Raw genomic sequence first — 18032 nt, forward strand, 5'->3', positions numbered from 1 at the left:
TAGGCCGTGATGACCGAGGAACCCTCCGCCCCCGATGAGAAGCCGCAGGCCGACAATGCAGGCCGGTGGCCTGCGGTTGTGCTGGCGGTGGTCGCGATTGTTGTTTCACAGACAGTGCCCTTGGCGCTGCAGCAGGGAACGTCGCTTCCAGAACTGCTCATGGGGCTGGCGTTGTGCGGTTCCGCTCCGGTGCTGATTCGGGAGGTCGTGCGCCGTCGTGGCGGCGGCTGGCCATCCTTGATGTTGTTCGGGGCCGGTTACGCGGCATTCGAGTACGGGCTGCTCAGGCAAGATTGGCTGAACCCGTCGCAGTTCTCCTTCCACATGTTCCGCTTCGAGCAGCGCTACCTCGGCGAGGATCACTCCTTCGAGGTACTCGGTGTGCTCTGGCCGACAGCCATCAATGTGGTGTTTACCGCAGCATGGACAATTGCCTTGCCAATTCTGCTGACCGAGTTGGTGTTCCGTGATCGACGTGATCAACCGTGGTTGCGGTGCACCGGAATAGTGACCTGGGGAACGGTACTGGCGCTGGGTTCCCTCGGGATGTGGGGATTCATGTGGGCCGATTGGTCGTCCCCGTACAGTGACCGGGGCCGAGGAACGGCACTGGCGCTCGGTTCCCTCGGGGCGTCGGGATTCAAGTCGCTGGGTTCCCTTGGGGCGTCGGGATTCGCGTGGGCCGAATATTCGCCCCTGTCCTGTGACCAGGAAGTCCGGCGTGTGTCTGTCCTCGCCGTGGCAGTCGTGGCGGCGGGGCTGATCGCGGCGGGGTGGTGGAGCACAACGGCATTGCGCGGGCGCGCCGAGCCGGTCGACGTTCCTGCGCCAGGCGCGGCGATTGCGGGCCTGGTCGCGTTGGCCGGTGCCGGAACATGGTTGGGTACCGGTTACGCCTCCGACTACACACTGTCGACCGAAGGTGTGTTGCTCTGGTACCTCCTGCTACTCGTCGGCGCTGTGTGGCTCATCCGGACATGGTTGAGCCGACCCGGATTCGACGATCGGCATCGCCTCGCCTGCTATGCGGGTGCATTGGCCGCCTATGCCATCGGCGGATTCCTGACCAGCCTGCCGACCGATGGTCGGCCGGTGTTAGACGTGATCGCATTCGAAGTGATCGTGCTCGACGTGATCGTCTGCGTCGTCGCGGCGGCCCTGCTTGCGCTGCTGGCCCGTCGACTACGTCCCTCGAGCCGAGACACAGACCCGCAGGAAAGCTGAAGTTAGGGTTCGATCATGTTGTTTCGGGTGCAGGTTACGAGCCGTTTTGCCGGTGGCCGATCTCCTTGGTGCCTGCGATGACATCGGTCAGGAGTTGGGGGAGTTCGCCGCATTCGTCGGCGACGATGTGCTTGCTGGTGCCATCGCGGTAGGTCGCGGTCACGGCGTAGGAGTAGGTGTCACGGCACCCGTTCGGTTCGGTGTAGCTGTCCTGCAATGCCTGGAACTGCGGGCTGCTGACCGTGTTCAGGAGTTCGGTGCGGCGCTGGTTGTCGGTGGTGCTGTCAACGGTGTACCGCACTTCGGCCCCAGCGAAGCCACCCGTCTGGTTCACCTCGATGCTGGTTGCCTCTGGAGGCGCTGCGGCGGAACCCGTTTCGCCGATGCGGCACGCTGTCGACGCCAGTAGCAGTGCGCCGATTGCCATGATGGAGAGCGCAAACAGTCGTAAGCGGCTACGGCGGAACCGACATTCGTCCATAGCCGCAGCGTATCGCCGCGGACAGTCCTGGACAATGTCGATCCGGTGCGATCGATCCCCAGTTGAACGCCGGTGACGCTCGTTCATGTCGCGCGGTACGGCCGTGAGAAGTAGGCGCTGTCCGCGTGTTCCGTGCTGTCGATGCGGGAAAAAGGTCGCTCACCGACGCGGGGGTGATGGCTAATGTTCCTGAAGTGCGTGCGATCGATGTGCCCGGGTTTCTGCGACGGTTGGCTGTGCCAGGTGCCGAGGAGCCGAGTGTGGCGGCTTTGACCAGGTTGCACGAGGCGTTCGTGGAGCGAGTGCCATACGAGGCCTTGGAGATTCAGCTTGGTCGGCGGACCACGCTCGACCCGTTCGATTCCGCCGATCGCATCATCGGGCAGCGACGCGGCGGATACTGCTACCACCTCAACGGGGCGTTCGCGGGCTTGCTGCGCGCACTCGGCTACCGGGTCACGCTTCATCGCGCCGGTGTCCAGAACCTAGGTGCGCCAGCCGAGATCAGCCGAAACCATCTGGCGCTGACGGTGTCCGGACTGCCCGACGATCCCGGCACGACCTGGTTGGTCGATGTCGGCCTCGGTGACGCACTGTTCTCCCCGCTTCCCCTACGCACCGGACGTTATGCGCAGGGGCCGTTCACTTTCGGTCTGCGGCCGTCCGCGATCGCGCCCGGCGGCTGGCATTTCGACCACGACCCGCGCGGCAGCTTCCTCGGCATGGATTTCGATCCGGCCCCGGCAACCATGTCCGACTTCGCGTCCCGGCACGAATACCTCTCCACCGATCCGGCATCCGGCTTCGTCCGAGTGTGTGTCGTGCAGCGCCGCCACGCAGGCGGCTGCGACTCCCTGCGGGCCCGCACGCTGACCAGAGTGGACGGCACACGCTCCAGCACAAGGGTTTTCACCACTGTCGACGAATGGTTCGACGCACTCGACGAGGTCTTCGGCATCTCGTCGGCCCTGTTCACTCCCGCAGAACGAGACCGGCTGTGGCATCAAGTCACCGAACAGCACGAGGCCCACCTGTCCCGCCGATCCTGACGCCGCTCGGTTCAGTGACCGGACTACAGACCTTGATTGGGCTGATGACCGACTGTCACCCACCTACTGCCGGACGGTGCGTGCGCCTGCCGCGGGCGACAAACGTGCGGCCGCGGTGTACTGTCAGCCGACACAACTGAAGACGCCGTTGACGCGCAGCGGGAGAACCTCCGTTCGGGAGGCGCCGTAGGAGCAACATCCTCCCCGGGAATCTCTCAGGCACCAGTACCGCAGCGCCGAGGCAACTCTGGAGAACAGGACCGGTGTCGAGCCGGTGCTTACCGAAGGTGAACAGCGCGCTCGCAGTGGCACGCCCAAACTCTCAGGTTTCAGGACAGAGCGGGGAGGTGCCCTTGTTCGACGTCCGGGCGATCCGGACGCGCGCGAAACCGGAGACACCTCGTGCTTGCTGAAGCTGCCATGCCTGCCATCCCCGTCGACCGTAGCTACACCCGCGACCACGAATGGGTGGTGCTCGCCCCCGGCGCCGACCTCCCCGACGCACCGGTGCGGGTCGGCATCACCGCGATCGCCGTCGATTCCCTGGGCGACCTCGTTTTCGTCGACCTGCCCGCGGTCGGATCCACCATCACCGTCGGATCGGCCTGTGGCGAAGTGGAATCCACCAAGGCCGTTTCCGAGCTCTTCCCGCCGGTCAGCGGGCGGGTCACGCTGGTGAACCAGGCGGTGGTCGACGACCCCGCGCTGATCACGTCGGATCCCTACGACCAAGGATGGCTGTTCGCCGTGCTGCCGTCCGCCGCAGGCGAACTGCTGACCGCCGCTCAGTATGGGCAACTGAACGGCGTTGCACCGCAGTAAATTTCGGTTACCACGCCCCCTGGATCGTCGAGGCGACCGCGTCGATGGCAGCTTCGGTGGTGGTCGCATGGACGGACAGGCGTACCGCACTGGCATGCACCGTCGCGGTGACGCCACCAGCGGCCAGGCGCTTGCCCAACTGTGCCGGCTGGTGATCGGGCAGCGCGAAGGAGAGAATCCCGGCACGGTGCGCGGGGTCGAGCGAGGAGCGGATCGTCGGGCCAAGGGGGAGTAGCGCTTCGTGCAGCGCGTCGAGCCGTTCGCCGATCCGCTGTTCGATCCAGGCCGGGCCGACGGACTCGACCAACTCGAGCGCGGCGGCGAACGCGGCATGATCGATCGGACTGAGATTGGTGAGCGAAAATCGCGCGGCACCACACGCCTGCGGATGGATCAGGCCGTCATAGTGGGTGGGATCGACCGCGCCGGTCCATCCCGAGAGCAGTGGATCGACTTGTTCCAGTGCGCGATCCGACAGCGCGAGAAATCCGGTCCCCCATCCGGCGCGCAGCCACTTCTGTCCACCGACCACGAGAATGTCGCACACCTCCCACGGTTGGGTCGTCACCCCGAACCCCTGGATGCCGTCGACGATCAGCAGCCGCTCACCGATGACGTCCCGGATACCAGCGAGGTCGGCTCGATAGCCGGTGGCGAAGTCGACGGCGCACACCGACACCGCCGTGGTGTCGGGCCGCAATTCCGCGGCGATCACGTCCGGCGTCATCCGCCCGCCGGGCGGGGCGAGCACGCGCAGCCGGATCCGGCCGGACTGGGCGGCGCGCGCCAACGGATAGTGGTTGGCCGGGAAATCGCCTCCGCTCACCAGGACCTCGCCGGCCGCAGGTCCAGGCGGGATGGCGAAGGCGGCCTGGAACAACCCGGTCGAGGTGTTCGGGATCAGCGTCACCGACGAGGTCGCGAAGCCGGACAGTCGCGCCGCCGCACGGGTTGCCCGGTCGGTCGCGTCCATGAGGTCGTCGACCGTTCCCGGCCCTGCCGTCGCACCCGACTGCATCGCCGCGGCGCTCGCGGCAACCACCGCCTGCGACGGCGGACCGTACCGCGCGAAGTCGAGATAGCCTGTCGTCTCGGAGAATTGGGCCAGATACGCGGCCTGTGGGTCGGACTGAGGCTGGGTCATGCGTGCACCCGCGCCAAGAATTGACGGGTACGGCTGTGGGTCGGATTGCCGATGACCTGCTCCGGCGGGCCCTGCTCGACAACGACGCCTTGGTCGATGAACACCACCTCGTCCGCCACCTCCTTGGCGAAGGACATCTCATGAGTCACGACGATCATGGTCATGCCCGCACGGGCGAGCTCGGTCATCACGCTGAGCACCTCGCCGACGAGTTCCGGATCGAGTGCGCTCGTCGGCTCGTCGAAGAGAATCAGCTTGGGCTGCATGGCCAATGCTCTGGCGATCGCCACCCGCTGTTGCTGTCCGCCGGACAAGCGGCCCGGGTATTCGTCGACCTTGTCGGCGAGTCCCACTCGGTCGAGCAGCTCTTTCCCCTGCTGCCGTGCCTGCGCCTGCGACGTGCCCTTCACCTTGACGGGCCCCTCGATCACGTTCTCCAGTGCCGTGCGGTTCGGGAACAGGTTGAATCGCTGGAACACCATGGCGATCTGCGCGCGTTGCTTGGCGATCTCGCGTTCACGTAGCTGGTGCAGCTTGCCGCCGCGCAACCGGAACCCGATCGGATCGCCGTCGACCCAGATCTCCCCGGAATCCACCGATTCCAGATGGTTGATGCAGCGCAGAAACGTGCTCTTGCCTGCGCCCGAGGGACCGAGCAGCACGACAACCTGACCGCGACGGACGGTGAGGTCGATCCCCTTGAGCACGTCGGTGGCGCCGAACCGCTTGTGCACCGCAACGGCTCTGACCAAAACATCGGGATCGTTGGTGCTCATGGAGTACTCCTGACCATCGGAGGGGTGCCGAGAGATCGCCCGATCCGCCGCCACGGTGTTCCCATTCCGCTCGTTCGATCCGACGCGGAGTACTTGCGTTCGAGGAAGTACTGCCCGACGCTTGCCACGCTGACCACGACCATGTACCAGATCGCGACCGTGAACAGCGTCTCCATCGGATTCAAACTGTGCGAGGTCAGGTTTTGCGAGGCCTTGATCAACTCCACGTAGCCGATCACCGACGCCATCGAGGTTCCCTTGAGCATGTTGATGAAGTCGTTGCCGGTCGGCGGGATGATCACGCGCATCGCCTGCGGCAGAATCACCCTGCGCAGCACCGTGGTTGGCGGCATGCCGATCGACTGGGCGGCCTCGACCTGTCCCTTGTCGACACTGTTCAGCCCGGCGCGCACGATCTCGGCCATGTAGGCGCTTTCGTTCAGCCCGAGCCCGAGCAGCGCGGCGACGAACACCGTCATCAGCACATTGGACGACTGGTCGAGCACAGTGACGTCGACGAACGGGATGATGATCGTGATGCGCGGAAAGATGAACGCGAGATTGAACCAGAGCAGGATCTGCAGCAGGACAGGCAAGCCGCGGAACAGCCAGATGTAGCCGCTGGCAAACCAGCGCGCGACCGGATTGCGCGAGGCGCGCATCAGCGCGATGAGCACGCCGAGCACGATGGCCCCCGCCTGCGCGGCAACGGCCAGGAGGATCGTGTTGACCAGGCCCTCGAGGATGATCGGCGCGGTCAGCAGCTCGGGTATGGACGCGTAGTCGATCTGACCTTGCGACATCGCATATCCGAGTGCGCCGAGCAGCACCAGGATCAGCACGCCCGATATCCATCGACCCCAGTGCCGCAGCGGAACCTTGGGTAACAAAGCGGCAGTGGACATTTCGTCCTGAACCGGATGGATCTCAGCCGGCATTGACGGTGACCTTCTGCAGCGCGCCCGAGGTGATCTGCCAGGCATCGAGGATCTTGGTGTACGTCCCGTCATCGATGAGGGACTGCAGCGCCTTCTGCAGTGCCTGGGTCAGCGCCTTGTTGTCCTTGGACAGACCGATGCCGTACGGACCGCCGTTGAGCGGTGGTTGATCGACAGTCTCGAAAAACTTTCCGTCACCGGCAGTCCGGGAGATGTACACCGCCGAAGGCAGGTCGTTGAGGATCACCGCGATCCGGCCGGAACGCAACTGTTGCTGGTTCTGCGAATCGCTGCTCGTGTCGGTGATGGCGAGGGCCGGTTTGCCCGCTGCCGCACACTGCGCGCTCTGTGACTTGGCGAATTCCTGTTGACTGGTGCCGGTCACCACCGCAATGGCCTTGCCGCACAAGTCATTGACGGTGTGGATCTTCTCGGGGTTGCCTTTTGCCACCATCATGGTGATGCCCGAGGTGAAGTAGTCGACGAAGTCGATCTTCTGCTGGCGTTCCTTCGTATCGTTCATGCCCGCGATGGTCGCGTCGATGCGTCCGGTCTGCAGACTGGTGATGAGCGAGTCGAAAGACATGTCGCTGTAGGCGATCCCGAGGCCGAGCTTCTTCGCGGCGGCCGTGATGAGATCGACCTCGAACCCGACGGCCTTCTTGCCGTCCGCGCCGTAGAAGTTGTTCGGCGGCGATTGCACATTCGAGCCGACCGACAGGGCGCCCTTGCCCTTGATCGGCGCGGGCACCTCGCCGGCCAGCGCCGGATCGCTCTGCACGGCGTTCACGATCGCGGCGGTGTCGGGGATCGCCGATCCGGGGCGCTCTGAGCCTGCAGTCGATTCACCACCGCCGCATCCGGTGGCCAGGAGGGTGCCTGCCAGCACGAGAAGGGTTGCGTAGCGGCGCAAACGCGCCGTTGAGTGGGTCACGGGATCTCCTTTGATCTGTGTTCGACGATGTCTGTGGGGGGATTTCGCGCCGAGCCGGGCGACTCATCGCTTGATAGGCCCGGACTCCCTGACGATCAGACGAGTCGGGACGACGACATGTCGCGGACTGTCTGTCCGCCCGCCGATCCGGTCGAAGAGCATCTCGGCGGCGCGCGCGCCCATCTGCTCGGCGTCCTGGGCGACCGTGGTGACGGCCGGGCTCAGCAGATCGGCGAGGTCGAAATCGTCGAAACCGACGTAGGCGACGGACAATTCGGGAGCGGAACGCAGATGCCGGAGGAGCGCGAGGGTGGCACGGATGTTTCCGGTGACCACCGCGGTGACCGGCTCGGGTCCACTGGTCCACCGCTGCCAGATCTCGGCCTGACTGCTCGGCTCGTGTAAACCCATCCCGACGAGGTCCGTCGCGTCGAGACCGTGTCCTCTGATCGCGTCGAGAAAACCGTCTCGACGACGGCCCGCCGTCCAGAAATGCTCGTCGTCGCCGAGGTAGCCGATCTTGCGGTGGCCCAAGGCGACGAGATGGTCGACGGCCTGACGGACGCCGCCTTCGTTGTCGGAGACGACCGAGTCGAACGTCGCACTCGAACTCGGTCGGTCGACGAAGACGCACTTGGTTTCCGGCGCCAGCTCGGATTCGAGCTGCACCTCGCCGGCCAGACTGGCTGCGACGATCAGTCCGTCCACCCGGCGGGCGAGGAAGGCGCTGGTCAGTTTCGCCGCACGCGCGGAATCACCCTGCGCCGAGCCGGCCAGCAGCAAATAGCCTCGGTCCCTCGCCACCTGCTCGACGGCGGCCATGATGGTGCTGTAGAGAGGGCCGGTCAGGTCCTCCATCACCAGGCCGATGCTCGCGGTGACGTTGCCCTGCCGGAGGATTCGCGCGCCGTCGTTACGGCGAAAGCCCAGGTCATCGATGGCCGCCCGGACCCGCTGCGCGGTCTCCTCCCGGACGCCTGGCTCACCGTTCACCACCCGCGACACGGTCATCAGCGAGGCGCCGGAGCGGCGAGCCACGTCCGCCATCGTCGGCCACCGACGCCGCTCAGCCGATGCCGGAGCGTCCCGCTCGCCGTCTGGTAACGTTACCATCGGCCAAAGGTGGCCTGTCGCAAGCGCTTTGTCAACCCCTCAGAATGGCTATAACTCGCCGATCAGCGCGGGTCCGTTCGTGGTGGTGGACGATCGGGTGGCGCATGACGCGTGTCAGACCGTGAATTCGGCGCCGTCGGGCATGACCTCGATGCCTGCCCGGGCAATCAGCGTGCTGGGGGTGGAAGCGGGATCCAGTAGCGGGTTGGTGTTGTTGAGGTGCGTATAGATCCGGCGTAGCGACGGGTGGCGGGCGAGAGCGACCAGGGTGCCGGTGGGTCCGTCGACCGGCAGATGGCCCATCCGGGATTGACCCGCATCCGAATTCGTCGAGACGACGGCCGCGCCGAGTTCGCGTGCGCTGAAGAAGGTGCCGTCGACAATCGCATGGGTGGCCGTGGCGAGCAGTTCATCGAAGCCGGGCGGCCAGTCCGCCAGGCATGGGGCGTATATCAGTGTGCCGCCGGTGTTTTGGTCCTCGATGCGCAGGGCGGTCACCCAATGCGCGTCGGTCGATGCGGCGGTGACGTACTTCGGTGCCTTCGCGCTGATCGGGTGCGTGCTGACGCGGAGTCCACCAGTGAGGTCGAACCCGCCAGGACGGGTGCTGAGCTGCCATGACCACGGTTCGTAGCGGTCGAGCAAGCCGTGTAGCGGCAGGCTTGTGGTGAGGGCGTCGAGCACGGGCGCCGCGGCATACAGCGTGAGATCGCTGGCCCCACGCAGGATGGTCAGTCCCAGTGTGTGGTCCAGTTCGGCATCGGTGAGCAGCACACCGCGCACGGGCGTGTCCCGCGGGCCAGGCCCGGGGTGGAGGTCGGCGGTGGCGAGCAGTTGCGTGCGGATATCCGGGGAGGCGTTGAGCAACCACCAGTCTCGCGAATTGCCGCTCACGGCAACGCATTCCTGGGTTCGCGACATCAAAAGGCCACTCTGCGCGGCCTGACACAGTGCGCAGGCGCAATTCCATTGCGGGAAGCCACCACCCGCGGCGGTGCCGAGCAGAATCACCTTCACGGCACGGTATTCATTCGCATGGTGAATCCGCGCGCCACGGGTTCGGCGGATTCGCGCAGCACCGCGTCCACCAGCGGCCGGTGCGGGGAGAGCCCGCAGACCGGGTCGGTGGCGGCGGCGTCGCCAGTGAATTGGAAAGCCTGGCACCGGCATCCGCCGAAGTCGCGGAACCGCTCCGGGCAGGAACGGCACGGTTCGCGCATCCAGTCGGTGCCCCGGAAGGCATTGAATGCTGTTGAGGAGTACCAGATCTCGGCCAACGGGCGGCGCAGCACGTTCTCCACAGGAAGGGTGGTGATGGCCGATGCCGCCGGACAGGGCAGCACATCGCCGCCGGGGGTCACGGTCAGCTGGATCCGGCCCCAACCGTCCATGCACGGCTTGGGCCGATCCGCGAAATAGTCGGCAAGCACGTAGATCAGCTCGGGGCCGCCCGCATGCTTCGCCCGTGCCCGCTGCATGGCGTGCTGCGCGGCGTCGAGCTGTGCCGCAGTGGGCAGCAGCGCGGCGCGGTTGCGCAGCCCCCAGCCGTAGTACTGGGTGTTGGCCAGCTCGATCCGCTCCGCGCCGAGACCGACGGCGAGATCGACGAGCTGCTCCACCCTGTCGATATTCGCCCTGTGCAGCACAACGTTGACGGTGAGCGGCAGCCCCGCGGACGTGATCGCCTCGGCCGCACGGAGTTTGACGGCGTGCACGCGGGCGCCTGCGATCAGGTCGGCGGTCCGCGGATCCGCGTCCTGGATGGAGAGCTGAACGTGGTCGACGCCGCACTGCGCGAGCTGACTGGCCCGCGCGGCGGTCAACCCGACACCGCTGGTGACCAGGTTGACGTAGGCGCCGAGTTGCCTGGCATGCGTCACCAGCGCGGGCAGATCGGCACGGGCCAATGGCTCACCGCCGGAAAAGTGCATCTGCACCACGCCGAGCTCACGCGCCTGAGTGAGCACGTCGGCCCACTGGTCATAGGTCAGCTCGCCGGCACGCTGGACGAGCTCCACGGGGTTGGAGCAGTAGGGACAGTGCAGCGGGCAACGATGGGTCAGCTCGATCAGCATGCCGAGTGGCGCCTGCGGTTCAGTCATCGAGGACCACCACTCGCCGCTGCGCGAGCCGGTCGAGGAGCTCGGCGACGTCCTCGGCGCGCACGCCCTCGTATTCCGCACCGAGCTGTCGGACTATGTGGTCGATGCTCGAGGTGCCGTCACACAGTGCGAGTATCGCAGCGGCGGTGTCGTTGAGAACGACCACGCCCTCGGGCAGCAGGGCCAGGTCGCCACGCGCCGGGTCGTTGGTCAGCCGGACTCCGTGGCGCAGGCGCGGCCGTTGCCGGTCATCGGGGCGCATCAGTGGGTCCTCTCGCAGCCGAGTGATAGTCGATGGCGTCGAGCACGCCGTGCAGCACTTCGCATTTGAAGGCGAGCGCTGCGACGCAAGCCTGCTGTTGCGCGTGCGTGGTGGCGTGTTCGACCACCAGCTCGAGCAGCGAACGTCCCTCTGCCGCAACGACATCGATCCGCGCGGTGAAATACGCGAAACCGTCCTCGGCGATCCACGGATAGTGCTCACGCATCCGGCCGAGCCGATAGGCGAGCAGGCCGGGGGAGAAGAGCTCGGTGAGCCCGGATGCCGCCGCCTCCAGCCACGGGCGGCGACGGGCGAAGTCGACGTAGGCGTCAACGGCGAAACGCACTCCGGGCAGAACGTGGCGCTCCGAGACCACCTCGGCCCGATCCAGGCCGACCGCCTCGGCCAGGCGCAGCCACTTCTCCGCGCCGCCCGCCCGATCCTCGGTGCCGTCGTGGTAGACGATCCGCGAGAGCCATTGGCGGCGCACCTGCGGCAGTGGGCAATTGGCGATGATCGCGGCATCCTTCTGCGGCAGGCAGCGCTGGTAATACCAGCGATTGGCCACCCACAGCCGCAACTCGTGCTTGTCGAGCCGTCCGCTGTGCAGCCGTTCGTGAAAGGGGTGGCGGGCCCAATACGAGGACTCGAGTGCGTAGAGCGCGTCCCGGAAAGTGTCCGCGCTCCACGGTGTTTCGGTGTCGTGCAGCACCGATATCGTCCGTCCTTCGCGCTGCCGTCAGGTCAGCCGCGGCCCGCGTAAGCGGTGATTTCCAATGCGGTGTCGAAGAAGTCGAAATCCGGTCGCTGCCAAGTCTTCTTGATTGTTTGCATGCGAGTGTCTCCGATCGCTGCTCGGGAAAGGGAAGTGCTACCTAATCATAAGGCGCGGTACGCCTTTCGCGTTCCCAGTTGTCTCCAGTCGAACACGTCACGTTGATGTTCTACTTGGACATGGCTACGACACTTCGAGGTATGGCACGTTACACCGGAACCGCCGTGATCGCTTTAGCAGCAACGGTTTTAGTCGCCATACCGAATTCATTTGCAGAACAAATCACCGCAGCCGGTACGCCGGATCTCAATGCTCCCGAGGAGGTCGGTCGCGACATCGGGACGCCGTGGGGTCTGGCATTCCTGCCGGACGGTGCGGCGCTGGTCGCGCAGCGCAATACCGGCACCATCGTGCGGGTCGCGCCGGGCACCAAACCCCAGCAGGTGTATCGGGTACCCGGCGTGGTGGCAAGTGGTGAGGGCGGGCTGCTCGGCGTAGCGGTGTCGCCGAATTATGCCGAAGATCGTTATGTCTATGCATATTTCACCAGTAGCGCCGACAATCGAATCGTGCGTTTCCGCCTCGACGGGCAGTCTGAAGTGATCTTCAGGGGAATCGCGAAGGCCAGCATCCACAATGGTGGCCGCATCGCATTCGGGCCCGACGGCATGCTGTATGCCGGAACCGGCGACGCGGGGCAGAAGAGCCGGGCGCAGGATCCGGCGAGCCCCAACGGCAAGATTCTCCGGCTCGCCCCCGACGGTCGCCCGGCTCCGGGCAACCCCACTCCCAATTCCCCCGTCTACACCCTCGGTCACCGCAATGTGCAAGGCCTGGCGTGGGATCAGACCGGGCGGATGTACGCGACCGAATTCGGTCAGGACCGATTCGACGAGGTCAATCTGATCGAACCGAAACGCAACTACGGCTGGCCGACTGTCGAAGGCAAGGGTGACACCCAGAACGGCCGCTTCACCAACCCGCTGGTCACCTGGACCACCGGCGAAGCGTCGCCCTCCGGGCTCGCGATCACCGCGAATACGTTGTACGTCGCGGCTCTGCGTGGCCAGCGGCTGTGGACGGTCCCGCAGCGCAGCGACGGCACGCTAGGCACTCCTGTCGCGCAACTGCGTAACCAGTACGGCAGGCTGCGCACCGCCGCGGTAGCGGCCGACGGCTCGCTGTGGGTCAGCACCTCCAACACCGACGGTCGCGGGACTGTGCGCACCGGCGACGACCGGATCGTCCGTTTCCCCGCACGCTGAGGTACGCGGGAACCAGCGCTCGGCGATTGGTGTGGGGCATCGTGTGCTTCACACCTTGCTATGCTATGGGCCATAATGACGTTGTTTGTCTCACTGCCTCAAGGAAAGGGTGACTCATGATCAGTTGGGTGATCTTCGGATCTGCGGTGCTGGCTGTGGTTACGCTCCTGCACGATGGCGAGTCGGACGACTTCCGGGGACGGGAGATCCGCGAAGCCCGTGCGTATCGAGAAAGCGGTGCGCGCCTCCGTGTGCGGTGTGCACTACCCGGGCGCTAGGCGCGCTCTCAGAGCCATCCTTTGCGACGGAAGAGGACGTGTACCGACGTCGCGAGGGTAACCATGAGCCCGAGAGCGGCCGGGTAGCCGTAGGTCCAGGACAGCTCGGGCATGCCTTCGAAGTTCATCCCGTAGATTCCGGCGACCAGGGTGGGAGCCGCGGCGGTGGCGACCCAGGCGGAGATCTTGCGCATGTCTTCGTTCTGACGGATGCCGACCTGGGTCAGGTTGGCGTTGAGGATTCCGTCGAGTAGTTCGCGGCGGCCACGGACGCGGTTGTCGATGTGGCGGAAGTGGCGATCTATTTCGCGTAGTGCCTGCTCGCCGATGTTGGCGCTGTACGGGTCGTCGGCGATCCATGCGGGGAGACGGCGACGGACCAGGCGTTCGAGGGGTTCGTCGACGAGTGGGGCCGTCGCTTGTTCGAAGTCCATCAGCAGGCGCCGTAGTCGGTAGATCTGCTCGACCGGGTTCGCGCGATCGCTGGAGAAGACTGCACGCTCGACCTGTTTGATCTCGCGGTCGAGGTGATCGAGCAGGGTCAGGTAGTCGTCGATGACGAGGTCGAGGACGAGGCGGAATGCAGCGAGCGGTCCGCCGGCGAGGTCGGCGTCGGCGCCCGGTTCGGTGGGTGGCGTGACCCGTGCGCCGACGGTGACGATGAAATCCCTTCCGAGCACGAGCAATACCTCCTCCACATCGATGGAGGTGTCTTCGGCGTTGTAGTGGCCGGTCGTCATCGCGATGGCCACGGTGTCGCCGCAGACATCCAGTCCCGGCCGTTGCAGGCTTCGATGTGCCTTGGACAGAAAGACCGGGTCCACGCCCACCGCCTGCTGCAGCCTGCTGAGATCGTCATCGTCGAGATCCCGCACACCGATCCAAGCGAATGCCCCCGGCGCCTTGTTGCCATCGGAACTCGTCCCCCGCACACCGGGGCACAGCTGTCCGTCGAGGTAGACGGCATCATCGGTGATCATTGCGACATTGTGCCCGTGGACCGGGAGCATCATCTGCCGGGGGATTCGCGATCAGGTACGAATTCGCTCCAGCAACCGCCGAATCCCACGCCCTCTGGAGTTGGTCGATTGATCACGGGGCTCTGGTGGCGGCATCGCCCGAGAAGCCCCCGCCACCAGTGCCCCCTCAGCACGAAGCCGCCTCTTGGATCCCACATACCGAGACCGTCGGCATTCCGTGGACCATCAATCGCGCCCAGCTCCGCCTCGAAGCCGAAATCCGCACCGCTGCTGTGGATTCCACACAGCTTCCGTACTGTTCACAGAGCCAAGAGCCTTTGTGAACCGTAGGGAACGTTTGTGGATTCCCGCTTTGGTGGAGTTGCCCTGACTCCGCGCTGTTGGCTAGTGCTGGACGGTGATGATGATGCGGCTGGTGCCCTGACCTGAAACCGTATAGGCGGCAGGAGTTGCCAGGCCGATGTGTAGTGCCAGCTCGCCTTCGTAGGTTTGGGCGAACGCACCCCGTACAAGGGGCAGTTGCTTGGGCGGCACATTGTTGGTGATGCGGCCGGACCAGCAGACTTGCCGACATCCGAGATGAATGTAGTGCTTGCTGTCGCCGATCGGGCGCGGCTTGTCGGCGCCGATATCGACCGGAACGGTGTTGTCGTCGGCGACGTCCAGACCTTGCGTCGGTAGCGGTCCGGTGAACTGCAGAATCACTTGCTCATTTGACCCTGCGCTGATCGCACTGAGCGTCAGCGCCGACGCGGTGTCTGCGGATGCCGAAGAGGGAACAGCGAAGGCGCAGCCCACCAGAAACGTTGCGACCGCGACAATTTGGCGATACATAGATTCGCCCTCCCTGTTTTTGTTGCCAGAGGGACGGTATCGGTACTCGGGGCCGCCGGTCATTCCCCGGTCCGATGAGCGAACCGCGGCCGAGGCAACCGCTACCCAGTCGAACGAGGTAGCTGCGAGCGGCTCGATCAGTCGCCGCTGCTCCGGTGCTCGGAGCCGCTTCGCAAACGTGCAAAGGCATCGCCGATCGTGATTCCCAGTTGCACAACTGATCTGGCGCAGGTGATCGCACGTCGTTAGCGTCCTGCATCGTTAAATGGGCAGTCGATCCGACCTAGGGGGTAATATGATGCGCTACTTGGGATCTGCTCGATCCACGCAACGAACAGCGCCGCTGACGAGGCTTGCCACGGCGGTGTTCGCGGTCGCCGCGCTGACGGGAATTGCCGCGCAGCCCGCCGCTGCCGATCCTGCCTCGATTGCTGTGCCTGCCGGCGCGGAGGCGAGTTTCGTGGTCTTTGATCGCACCACCGGCGACTCGCGTGTGCAACTCAATGCGCACAAGCAGTACCGGTCTGCGTCGGTGGTCAAATTGCTGATTGCGCTGGACTATCTGGATTCGCACGATCCGCGGTCCATCCCCGCCGACGATGCGGCTCGGCTCCAGGCGATGTTGCGGTCCAGCGACGACGACGCCGCGAGCTACCTGTGGGTGCAGAGCGGGTGGGAGAAGATCGTCGAGCGAATGGTCGCGAAGCTCGAACTGACCGACACTGCGCCGCCTGCGGATCGTGGGATGTGGGGTTATACCGCGATCAGTGCGGCCGATGTGGTGACCATCTACCGGCATATCCTCGAAACCGCGAGTCCGGCGGTGCGGCAATTCATGATGAGCAATCTGCACGCGTCGACGAAATGCGCGCAGGACGGGTTCGATCAGTCGTCCTTCGGGATTCCGCGCGCACTCGTCCGGCCATGGTCCGTCAAGCAGGGGTGGTCCGGGTTCGGCGCCGCGCCCGAGCCCGGCAAGGAGTGCGTGCCGGGGAACGCGAAACCGCACATCCCTCGCGAACTGATCAGGGCTGCCGCTGACGGCCCAATCGTCTTGGGCCCAGACGGAATCCGCGAGACGGCGCCGTCCAGGCAACGATCCGCACCGGCCGATGCGCCGCCGATCGATCTCACGAAACGAGCCATGCACACGACCGGGACCGCCGGCGTCGACGACGCCAAGATCGTCGTGGTGCTGACCCTCGAACCAAAGGGAACGCCGTGGGACGTCTCGGCCCAGCGCATCACGTCGCTGACCAAGGCGATCGACCGCGCAAACTCGGACGTGCCAACGCAATCGGGTGCCGGCTAGACCGCGGCACCGGTGAGTCGTTGTCGCCGTGGCGATCTCGGCTGACTTCGCCCCATGCCTGCGACTCCATCGGCTAGCGTGCTGGCCATGACTCAGTTCCGCGAGCGTGATCTGACCGGAGCCCAGTTCGAACGCGTCACGCTTCGAGACGCCGGGTTTCACGATGTGGATTTGACCGGAGCGCAATTCCGCGGAGTGATGCTGAAGGGAAGTCGGATGCGCGGCGTAGAACTGGTCGACGTCGAGATCAATGGTGAGCTACAGAACGTTGTGGTGAACGGTGTCGACATTGCGCCGCTCGTCGACGCCGAACTGAACCGTCGAATGCCCGAGCGGGCGAAGATGCGGCCACACGACAGCGCAGGATTCCGTGCGGCCTGGGAGATCCTGGAACGGCTGTGGGAGGGCACGGTGGCGCACGCGCGTGCGCTACCGGAGAGCGAGTTGCACCGCAGCGTCGACGACGAGTGGTCTTTCGTACAGACGTTGCGGCACCTCAACTTTGCCGCTGCGGCGTGGGTTGGTCGTATGGTCCTCGGCGACCCCTCGCCTTGCATCGACTGGACCTGCCCTGGGACGACGCCCCCGGGTGGGAGGGCATTCCGTGGGACCGTGCGGCGCGACCGTCCCTCGACGAAGTGCTGACCGTGCGCGGCGAGCGCCAGGCGATGGTGCGCGGTGTCATGGCGTCGCTCACCGACGAGCAGCTCGGCGCCAAAGTGACGCGCACCGAACCGGGCTGGCCTCAGCTGGAAGGGTTTCCGGTGCAGGAATGTCTTCGCATCGTTCTCAACGAGGAGTGGGAGCATCGCCTGTATGCAGAACGTGACCTGTCCGTGCTCGAGCGAAATCCGGTCTCGTGACGCTGATTGCGACATGAGCGGTGAATACTGCACCGGTGCACAGCATTTCGTGATCCGGTGGCACGCGCCCGCCGGGTGAATGGTCGGCAAGCCGATGGGATATCGCCGAAGATGGGCTCCGACATTGCATTATGGTCGACGGGTTCGTGGTCGAGGTAACTGTTTCGCCACCAATCAAGAACGCCAGCAATTGCTGGGTATATCTTGCGCAAGCCGGGCCGGACCCGGAGGCAACACACATCCAGAAAGTACGATCATGCGTAGAGCAACGGCGCTCTTCGCCACATTATTGTTGGCTGTTCTCTTATCCTTTGCATACCCGACGAGTCCGCGGGCGCAGGCCGATGATTGCCTAGGTGACTGGGCCATCGGTGTCGGCGGACTAGGTGACAACACGTCGTCGGTGTTCGTTCCGTTCGTGAATCAACCTGTTGGTTACAACTCCGCCGATGCGATGTCGGGGTTGAACGAGATCGACCGGCTGTTCTGGTGGCATCGCAACCAGTGTCCAGGCGATCACATCAGGTTGATCGGGCACAGTGAGGGCGCGGCGATCGTCCACGCCTGGGTCACTGCGCACCAGGGCGTCGGTAACGCGAATGCCATTCTCCTGTCGGATCCCAAGCGGGCGCCAGGGCCCGGCTGGGGCGGATTGTCGTCCACTCCCGGTAGCGGGATTCTCGGTTATCCACTGGCAGGTGTCGACGATTGGTTCGGCCCCTTCCCGGTGCTGACGGTATGCAACCGCGACGACCAGATCTGTGACACTTCAGCTGGTTGGTGGGGATACCTGTTCGGGGGAGCGCATGGTCGCTACGATTTCAACGTATGGGATTACGGCGCTTGGGATTCCGGTGTCTGGTACCGGTAGCCGATGATT

At 65.1% G+C, this 18032-nt stretch carries 20 protein-coding genes and 1 riboswitch; of the genes, 8 read left to right on the forward strand and 12 right to left on the reverse strand.

Translation table 11 applies throughout. The features are described from left to right. The first annotated feature begins 9 nt into the window (after nucleotides 1–9). Nucleotides 10–1224 carry a hypothetical protein gene (locus tag NA11_RS19275; RefSeq protein ID WP_069163331.1) on the forward strand — a complete coding sequence of 405 codons (1215 nt, stop codon included), beginning with the start codon at nucleotides 10–12 and terminating at the stop codon, nucleotides 1222–1224. Nucleotides 1225–1258: 34 nt separating this feature from the next. Here NA11_RS19275 and NA11_RS19280 read toward each other — a convergent pair whose 3' ends face one another. After that, nucleotides 1259–1651, reverse strand: a complete 393-nt coding sequence (locus NA11_RS19280) for a protealysin inhibitor emfourin (protein ID WP_069163332.1) — start codon at nucleotides 1649–1651, stop codon at nucleotides 1259–1261. A gap of 248 nt (nucleotides 1652–1899) precedes the next feature. Between NA11_RS19280 and NA11_RS19285 the strand changes: the two genes are divergently transcribed. Together NA11_RS19285 and NA11_RS19290 are read left to right on the forward strand one after the other, a co-directional pair. After that, complete coding sequence (locus tag NA11_RS19285) at nucleotides 1900–2754, forward strand: arylamine N-acetyltransferase family protein (RefSeq protein ID WP_141717701.1); 855 nt, start codon at nucleotides 1900–1902, stop codon at nucleotides 2752–2754. A 149-nt stretch (nucleotides 2755–2903) separates the two neighbouring features. Next, nucleotides 2904–2995, forward strand: a riboswitch (glycine riboswitch). A gap of 179 nt (nucleotides 2996–3174) precedes the next feature. After that, on the forward strand, nucleotides 3175–3576 hold the full coding sequence (locus NA11_RS19290; RefSeq protein WP_069163334.1) for a glycine cleavage system protein H: 402 nt from the start codon (nucleotides 3175–3177) through the stop codon (nucleotides 3574–3576). 7 nt (nucleotides 3577–3583) lie between these two features. On the opposite strand, the gene NA11_RS19295 is transcribed toward NA11_RS19290, so the two are convergent. The 9 genes from NA11_RS19295 to pqqC form a co-directional block, all read right to left on the reverse strand. Continuing rightward, entirely contained in the window at nucleotides 3584–4720 is a 1137-nt protein-coding gene (locus NA11_RS19295) for an aminotransferase class V-fold PLP-dependent enzyme (RefSeq protein WP_069163335.1), read from the reverse strand. Further along, nucleotides 4717–5496, reverse strand: a complete 780-nt coding sequence (locus NA11_RS19300) for an amino acid ABC transporter ATP-binding protein (RefSeq protein WP_069163336.1) — start codon at nucleotides 5494–5496, stop codon at nucleotides 4717–4719. The genes NA11_RS19295 and NA11_RS19300 overlap by 4 nt, the downstream gene beginning before the upstream one ends. Next, nucleotides 5493–6434: an amino acid ABC transporter permease gene (locus tag NA11_RS19305; RefSeq protein WP_245745969.1), complete on the reverse strand. Its 942-nt coding sequence runs from the start codon at nucleotides 6432–6434 to the stop codon at nucleotides 5493–5495. The genes NA11_RS19300 and NA11_RS19305 overlap by 4 nt, the downstream gene beginning before the upstream one ends. Continuing rightward, entirely contained in the window at nucleotides 6424–7368 is a 945-nt protein-coding gene (locus tag NA11_RS19310; protein WP_245745971.1) for an ABC transporter substrate-binding protein, read from the reverse strand. The genes NA11_RS19305 and NA11_RS19310 overlap by 11 nt, the downstream gene beginning before the upstream one ends. 63 nt (nucleotides 7369–7431) lie before the next feature. Then, nucleotides 7432–8415: a LacI family DNA-binding transcriptional regulator gene (locus tag NA11_RS19315; protein WP_069163337.1), complete on the reverse strand. Its 984-nt coding sequence runs from the start codon at nucleotides 8413–8415 to the stop codon at nucleotides 7432–7434. A gap of 180 nt (nucleotides 8416–8595) precedes the next feature. Then, complete coding sequence (pqqB, locus tag NA11_RS19320; RefSeq protein WP_069163338.1) at nucleotides 8596–9498, reverse strand: pyrroloquinoline quinone biosynthesis protein PqqB; 903 nt, start codon at nucleotides 9496–9498, stop codon at nucleotides 8596–8598. Then, nucleotides 9495–10583, reverse strand: a complete 1089-nt coding sequence (gene pqqE / locus NA11_RS19325; protein ID WP_069163339.1) for a pyrroloquinoline quinone biosynthesis protein PqqE — start codon at nucleotides 10581–10583, stop codon at nucleotides 9495–9497. Before pqqE ends, pqqB begins: the two co-directional genes overlap by 4 nt. Then, nucleotides 10576–10845: a pyrroloquinoline quinone biosynthesis peptide chaperone PqqD gene (gene pqqD / locus NA11_RS19330; RefSeq protein WP_069163340.1), complete on the reverse strand. Its 270-nt coding sequence runs from the start codon at nucleotides 10843–10845 to the stop codon at nucleotides 10576–10578. Before pqqD ends, pqqE begins: the two co-directional genes overlap by 8 nt. Then, on the reverse strand, nucleotides 10832–11557 hold the full coding sequence (gene pqqC, locus NA11_RS19335; protein WP_218023339.1) for a pyrroloquinoline-quinone synthase PqqC: 726 nt from the start codon (nucleotides 11555–11557) through the stop codon (nucleotides 10832–10834). The genes pqqD and pqqC overlap by 14 nt, the downstream gene beginning before the upstream one ends. Nucleotides 11558–11820: 263 nt before the next feature. Here pqqC and NA11_RS19340 point away from each other — a divergent pair, with 263 nt between their 5' ends. Beyond that, complete coding sequence (locus tag NA11_RS19340; RefSeq protein ID WP_245745973.1) at nucleotides 11821–12885, forward strand: PQQ-dependent sugar dehydrogenase; 1065 nt, start codon at nucleotides 11821–11823, stop codon at nucleotides 12883–12885. A gap of 286 nt (nucleotides 12886–13171) precedes the next feature. Here NA11_RS19340 and NA11_RS19345 read toward each other — a convergent pair whose 3' ends face one another. After that, entirely contained in the window at nucleotides 13172–14143 is a 972-nt protein-coding gene (locus NA11_RS19345; RefSeq protein WP_167837677.1) for a magnesium and cobalt transport protein CorA, read from the reverse strand. 384 nt (nucleotides 14144–14527) lie between these two features. Next, on the reverse strand, nucleotides 14528–15040 hold the full coding sequence (locus NA11_RS19350; protein WP_141717703.1) for a hypothetical protein: 513 nt from the start codon (nucleotides 15038–15040) through the stop codon (nucleotides 14528–14530). 244 nt (nucleotides 15041–15284) lie between these two features. Here NA11_RS19350 and NA11_RS19355 point away from each other — a divergent pair, with 244 nt between their 5' ends. The 4 genes from NA11_RS19355 (at nucleotide 15285) to NA11_RS44880 (ending at nucleotide 18023) form a co-directional block, all read left to right on the forward strand. Then, nucleotides 15285–16289 carry a hypothetical protein gene (locus NA11_RS19355; protein ID WP_218023340.1) on the forward strand — a complete coding sequence of 335 codons (1005 nt, stop codon included), beginning with the start codon at nucleotides 15285–15287 and terminating at the stop codon, nucleotides 16287–16289. A gap of 87 nt (nucleotides 16290–16376) precedes the next feature. After that, nucleotides 16377–16934: a DinB family protein gene (locus NA11_RS19360; RefSeq protein ID WP_218023341.1), complete on the forward strand. Its 558-nt coding sequence runs from the start codon at nucleotides 16377–16379 to the stop codon at nucleotides 16932–16934. Next, nucleotides 16928–17152: a DinB family protein gene (locus tag NA11_RS47060; protein WP_218023342.1), complete on the forward strand. Its 225-nt coding sequence runs from the start codon at nucleotides 16928–16930 to the stop codon at nucleotides 17150–17152. The genes NA11_RS19360 and NA11_RS47060 overlap by 7 nt, the downstream gene beginning before the upstream one ends. 79 nt (nucleotides 17153–17231) lie before the next feature. Continuing rightward, a complete protein-coding gene (locus NA11_RS44880) occupies nucleotides 17232–18023 on the forward strand; it encodes an alpha/beta hydrolase family protein (RefSeq protein WP_141717704.1) in 792 nt (263 codons plus the stop codon). The last annotated feature ends 9 nt before the right edge of the window (nucleotides 18024–18032 follow it).

This window comes from Nocardia altamirensis NBRC 108246 (genome assembly GCF_001612685.1).
Lineage (GTDB): Bacteria > Actinomycetota > Actinomycetes > Mycobacteriales > Mycobacteriaceae > Nocardia > Nocardia altamirensis.

Excerpts from the sequence above, each read along its gene's own strand:
- NA11_RS19275 (WP_069163331.1), top strand. The coding sequence starts at position 10 with ATGACCGAGGAACCCTCCGCCCCCGATGAGAAGCCGCAGGCCGACAAT.
- NA11_RS19280 (WP_069163332.1), bottom strand. The coding sequence starts at position 1,651 with ATGGCAATCGGCGCACTGCTACTGGCGTCGACAGCGTGCCGCATCGGC.
- NA11_RS19290 (WP_069163334.1), top strand. The coding sequence starts at position 3,175 with ATGCCTGCCATCCCCGTCGACCGTAGCTACACCCGCGACCACGAATGG.
- NA11_RS19295 (WP_069163335.1), bottom strand. The coding sequence starts at position 4,720 with ATGACCCAGCCTCAGTCCGACCCACAGGCCGCGTATCTGGCCCAATTC.
- NA11_RS19300 (WP_069163336.1), bottom strand. The coding sequence starts at position 5,496 with ATGAGCACCAACGATCCCGATGTTTTGGTCAGAGCCGTTGCGGTGCAC.
- NA11_RS19305 (WP_245745969.1), bottom strand. The coding sequence starts at position 6,434 with ATGCCGGCTGAGATCCATCCGGTTCAGGACGAAATGTCCACTGCCGCT.
- NA11_RS19315 (WP_069163337.1), bottom strand. The coding sequence starts at position 8,415 with ATGGCGGACGTGGCTCGCCGCTCCGGCGCCTCGCTGATGACCGTGTCG.
- pqqE (WP_069163339.1), bottom strand. The coding sequence starts at position 10,583 with ATGACTGAACCGCAGGCGCCACTCGGCATGCTGATCGAGCTGACCCAT.
- pqqD (WP_069163340.1), bottom strand. The coding sequence starts at position 10,845 with ATGCGCCCCGATGACCGGCAACGGCCGCGCCTGCGCCACGGAGTCCGG.
- NA11_RS19340 (WP_245745973.1), top strand. The coding sequence starts at position 11,821 with ATGGCACGTTACACCGGAACCGCCGTGATCGCTTTAGCAGCAACGGTT.
- NA11_RS19345 (WP_167837677.1), bottom strand. The coding sequence starts at position 14,143 with ATGATCACCGATGATGCCGTCTACCTCGACGGACAGCTGTGCCCCGGT.
- NA11_RS19350 (WP_141717703.1), bottom strand. The coding sequence starts at position 15,040 with ATGACCGGCGGCCCCGAGTACCGATACCGTCCCTCTGGCAACAAAAAC.
- NA11_RS19360 (WP_218023341.1), top strand. The coding sequence starts at position 16,377 with ATGACTCAGTTCCGCGAGCGTGATCTGACCGGAGCCCAGTTCGAACGC.
- NA11_RS44880 (WP_141717704.1), top strand. The coding sequence starts at position 17,232 with ATGGTCGGCAAGCCGATGGGATATCGCCGAAGATGGGCTCCGACATTG.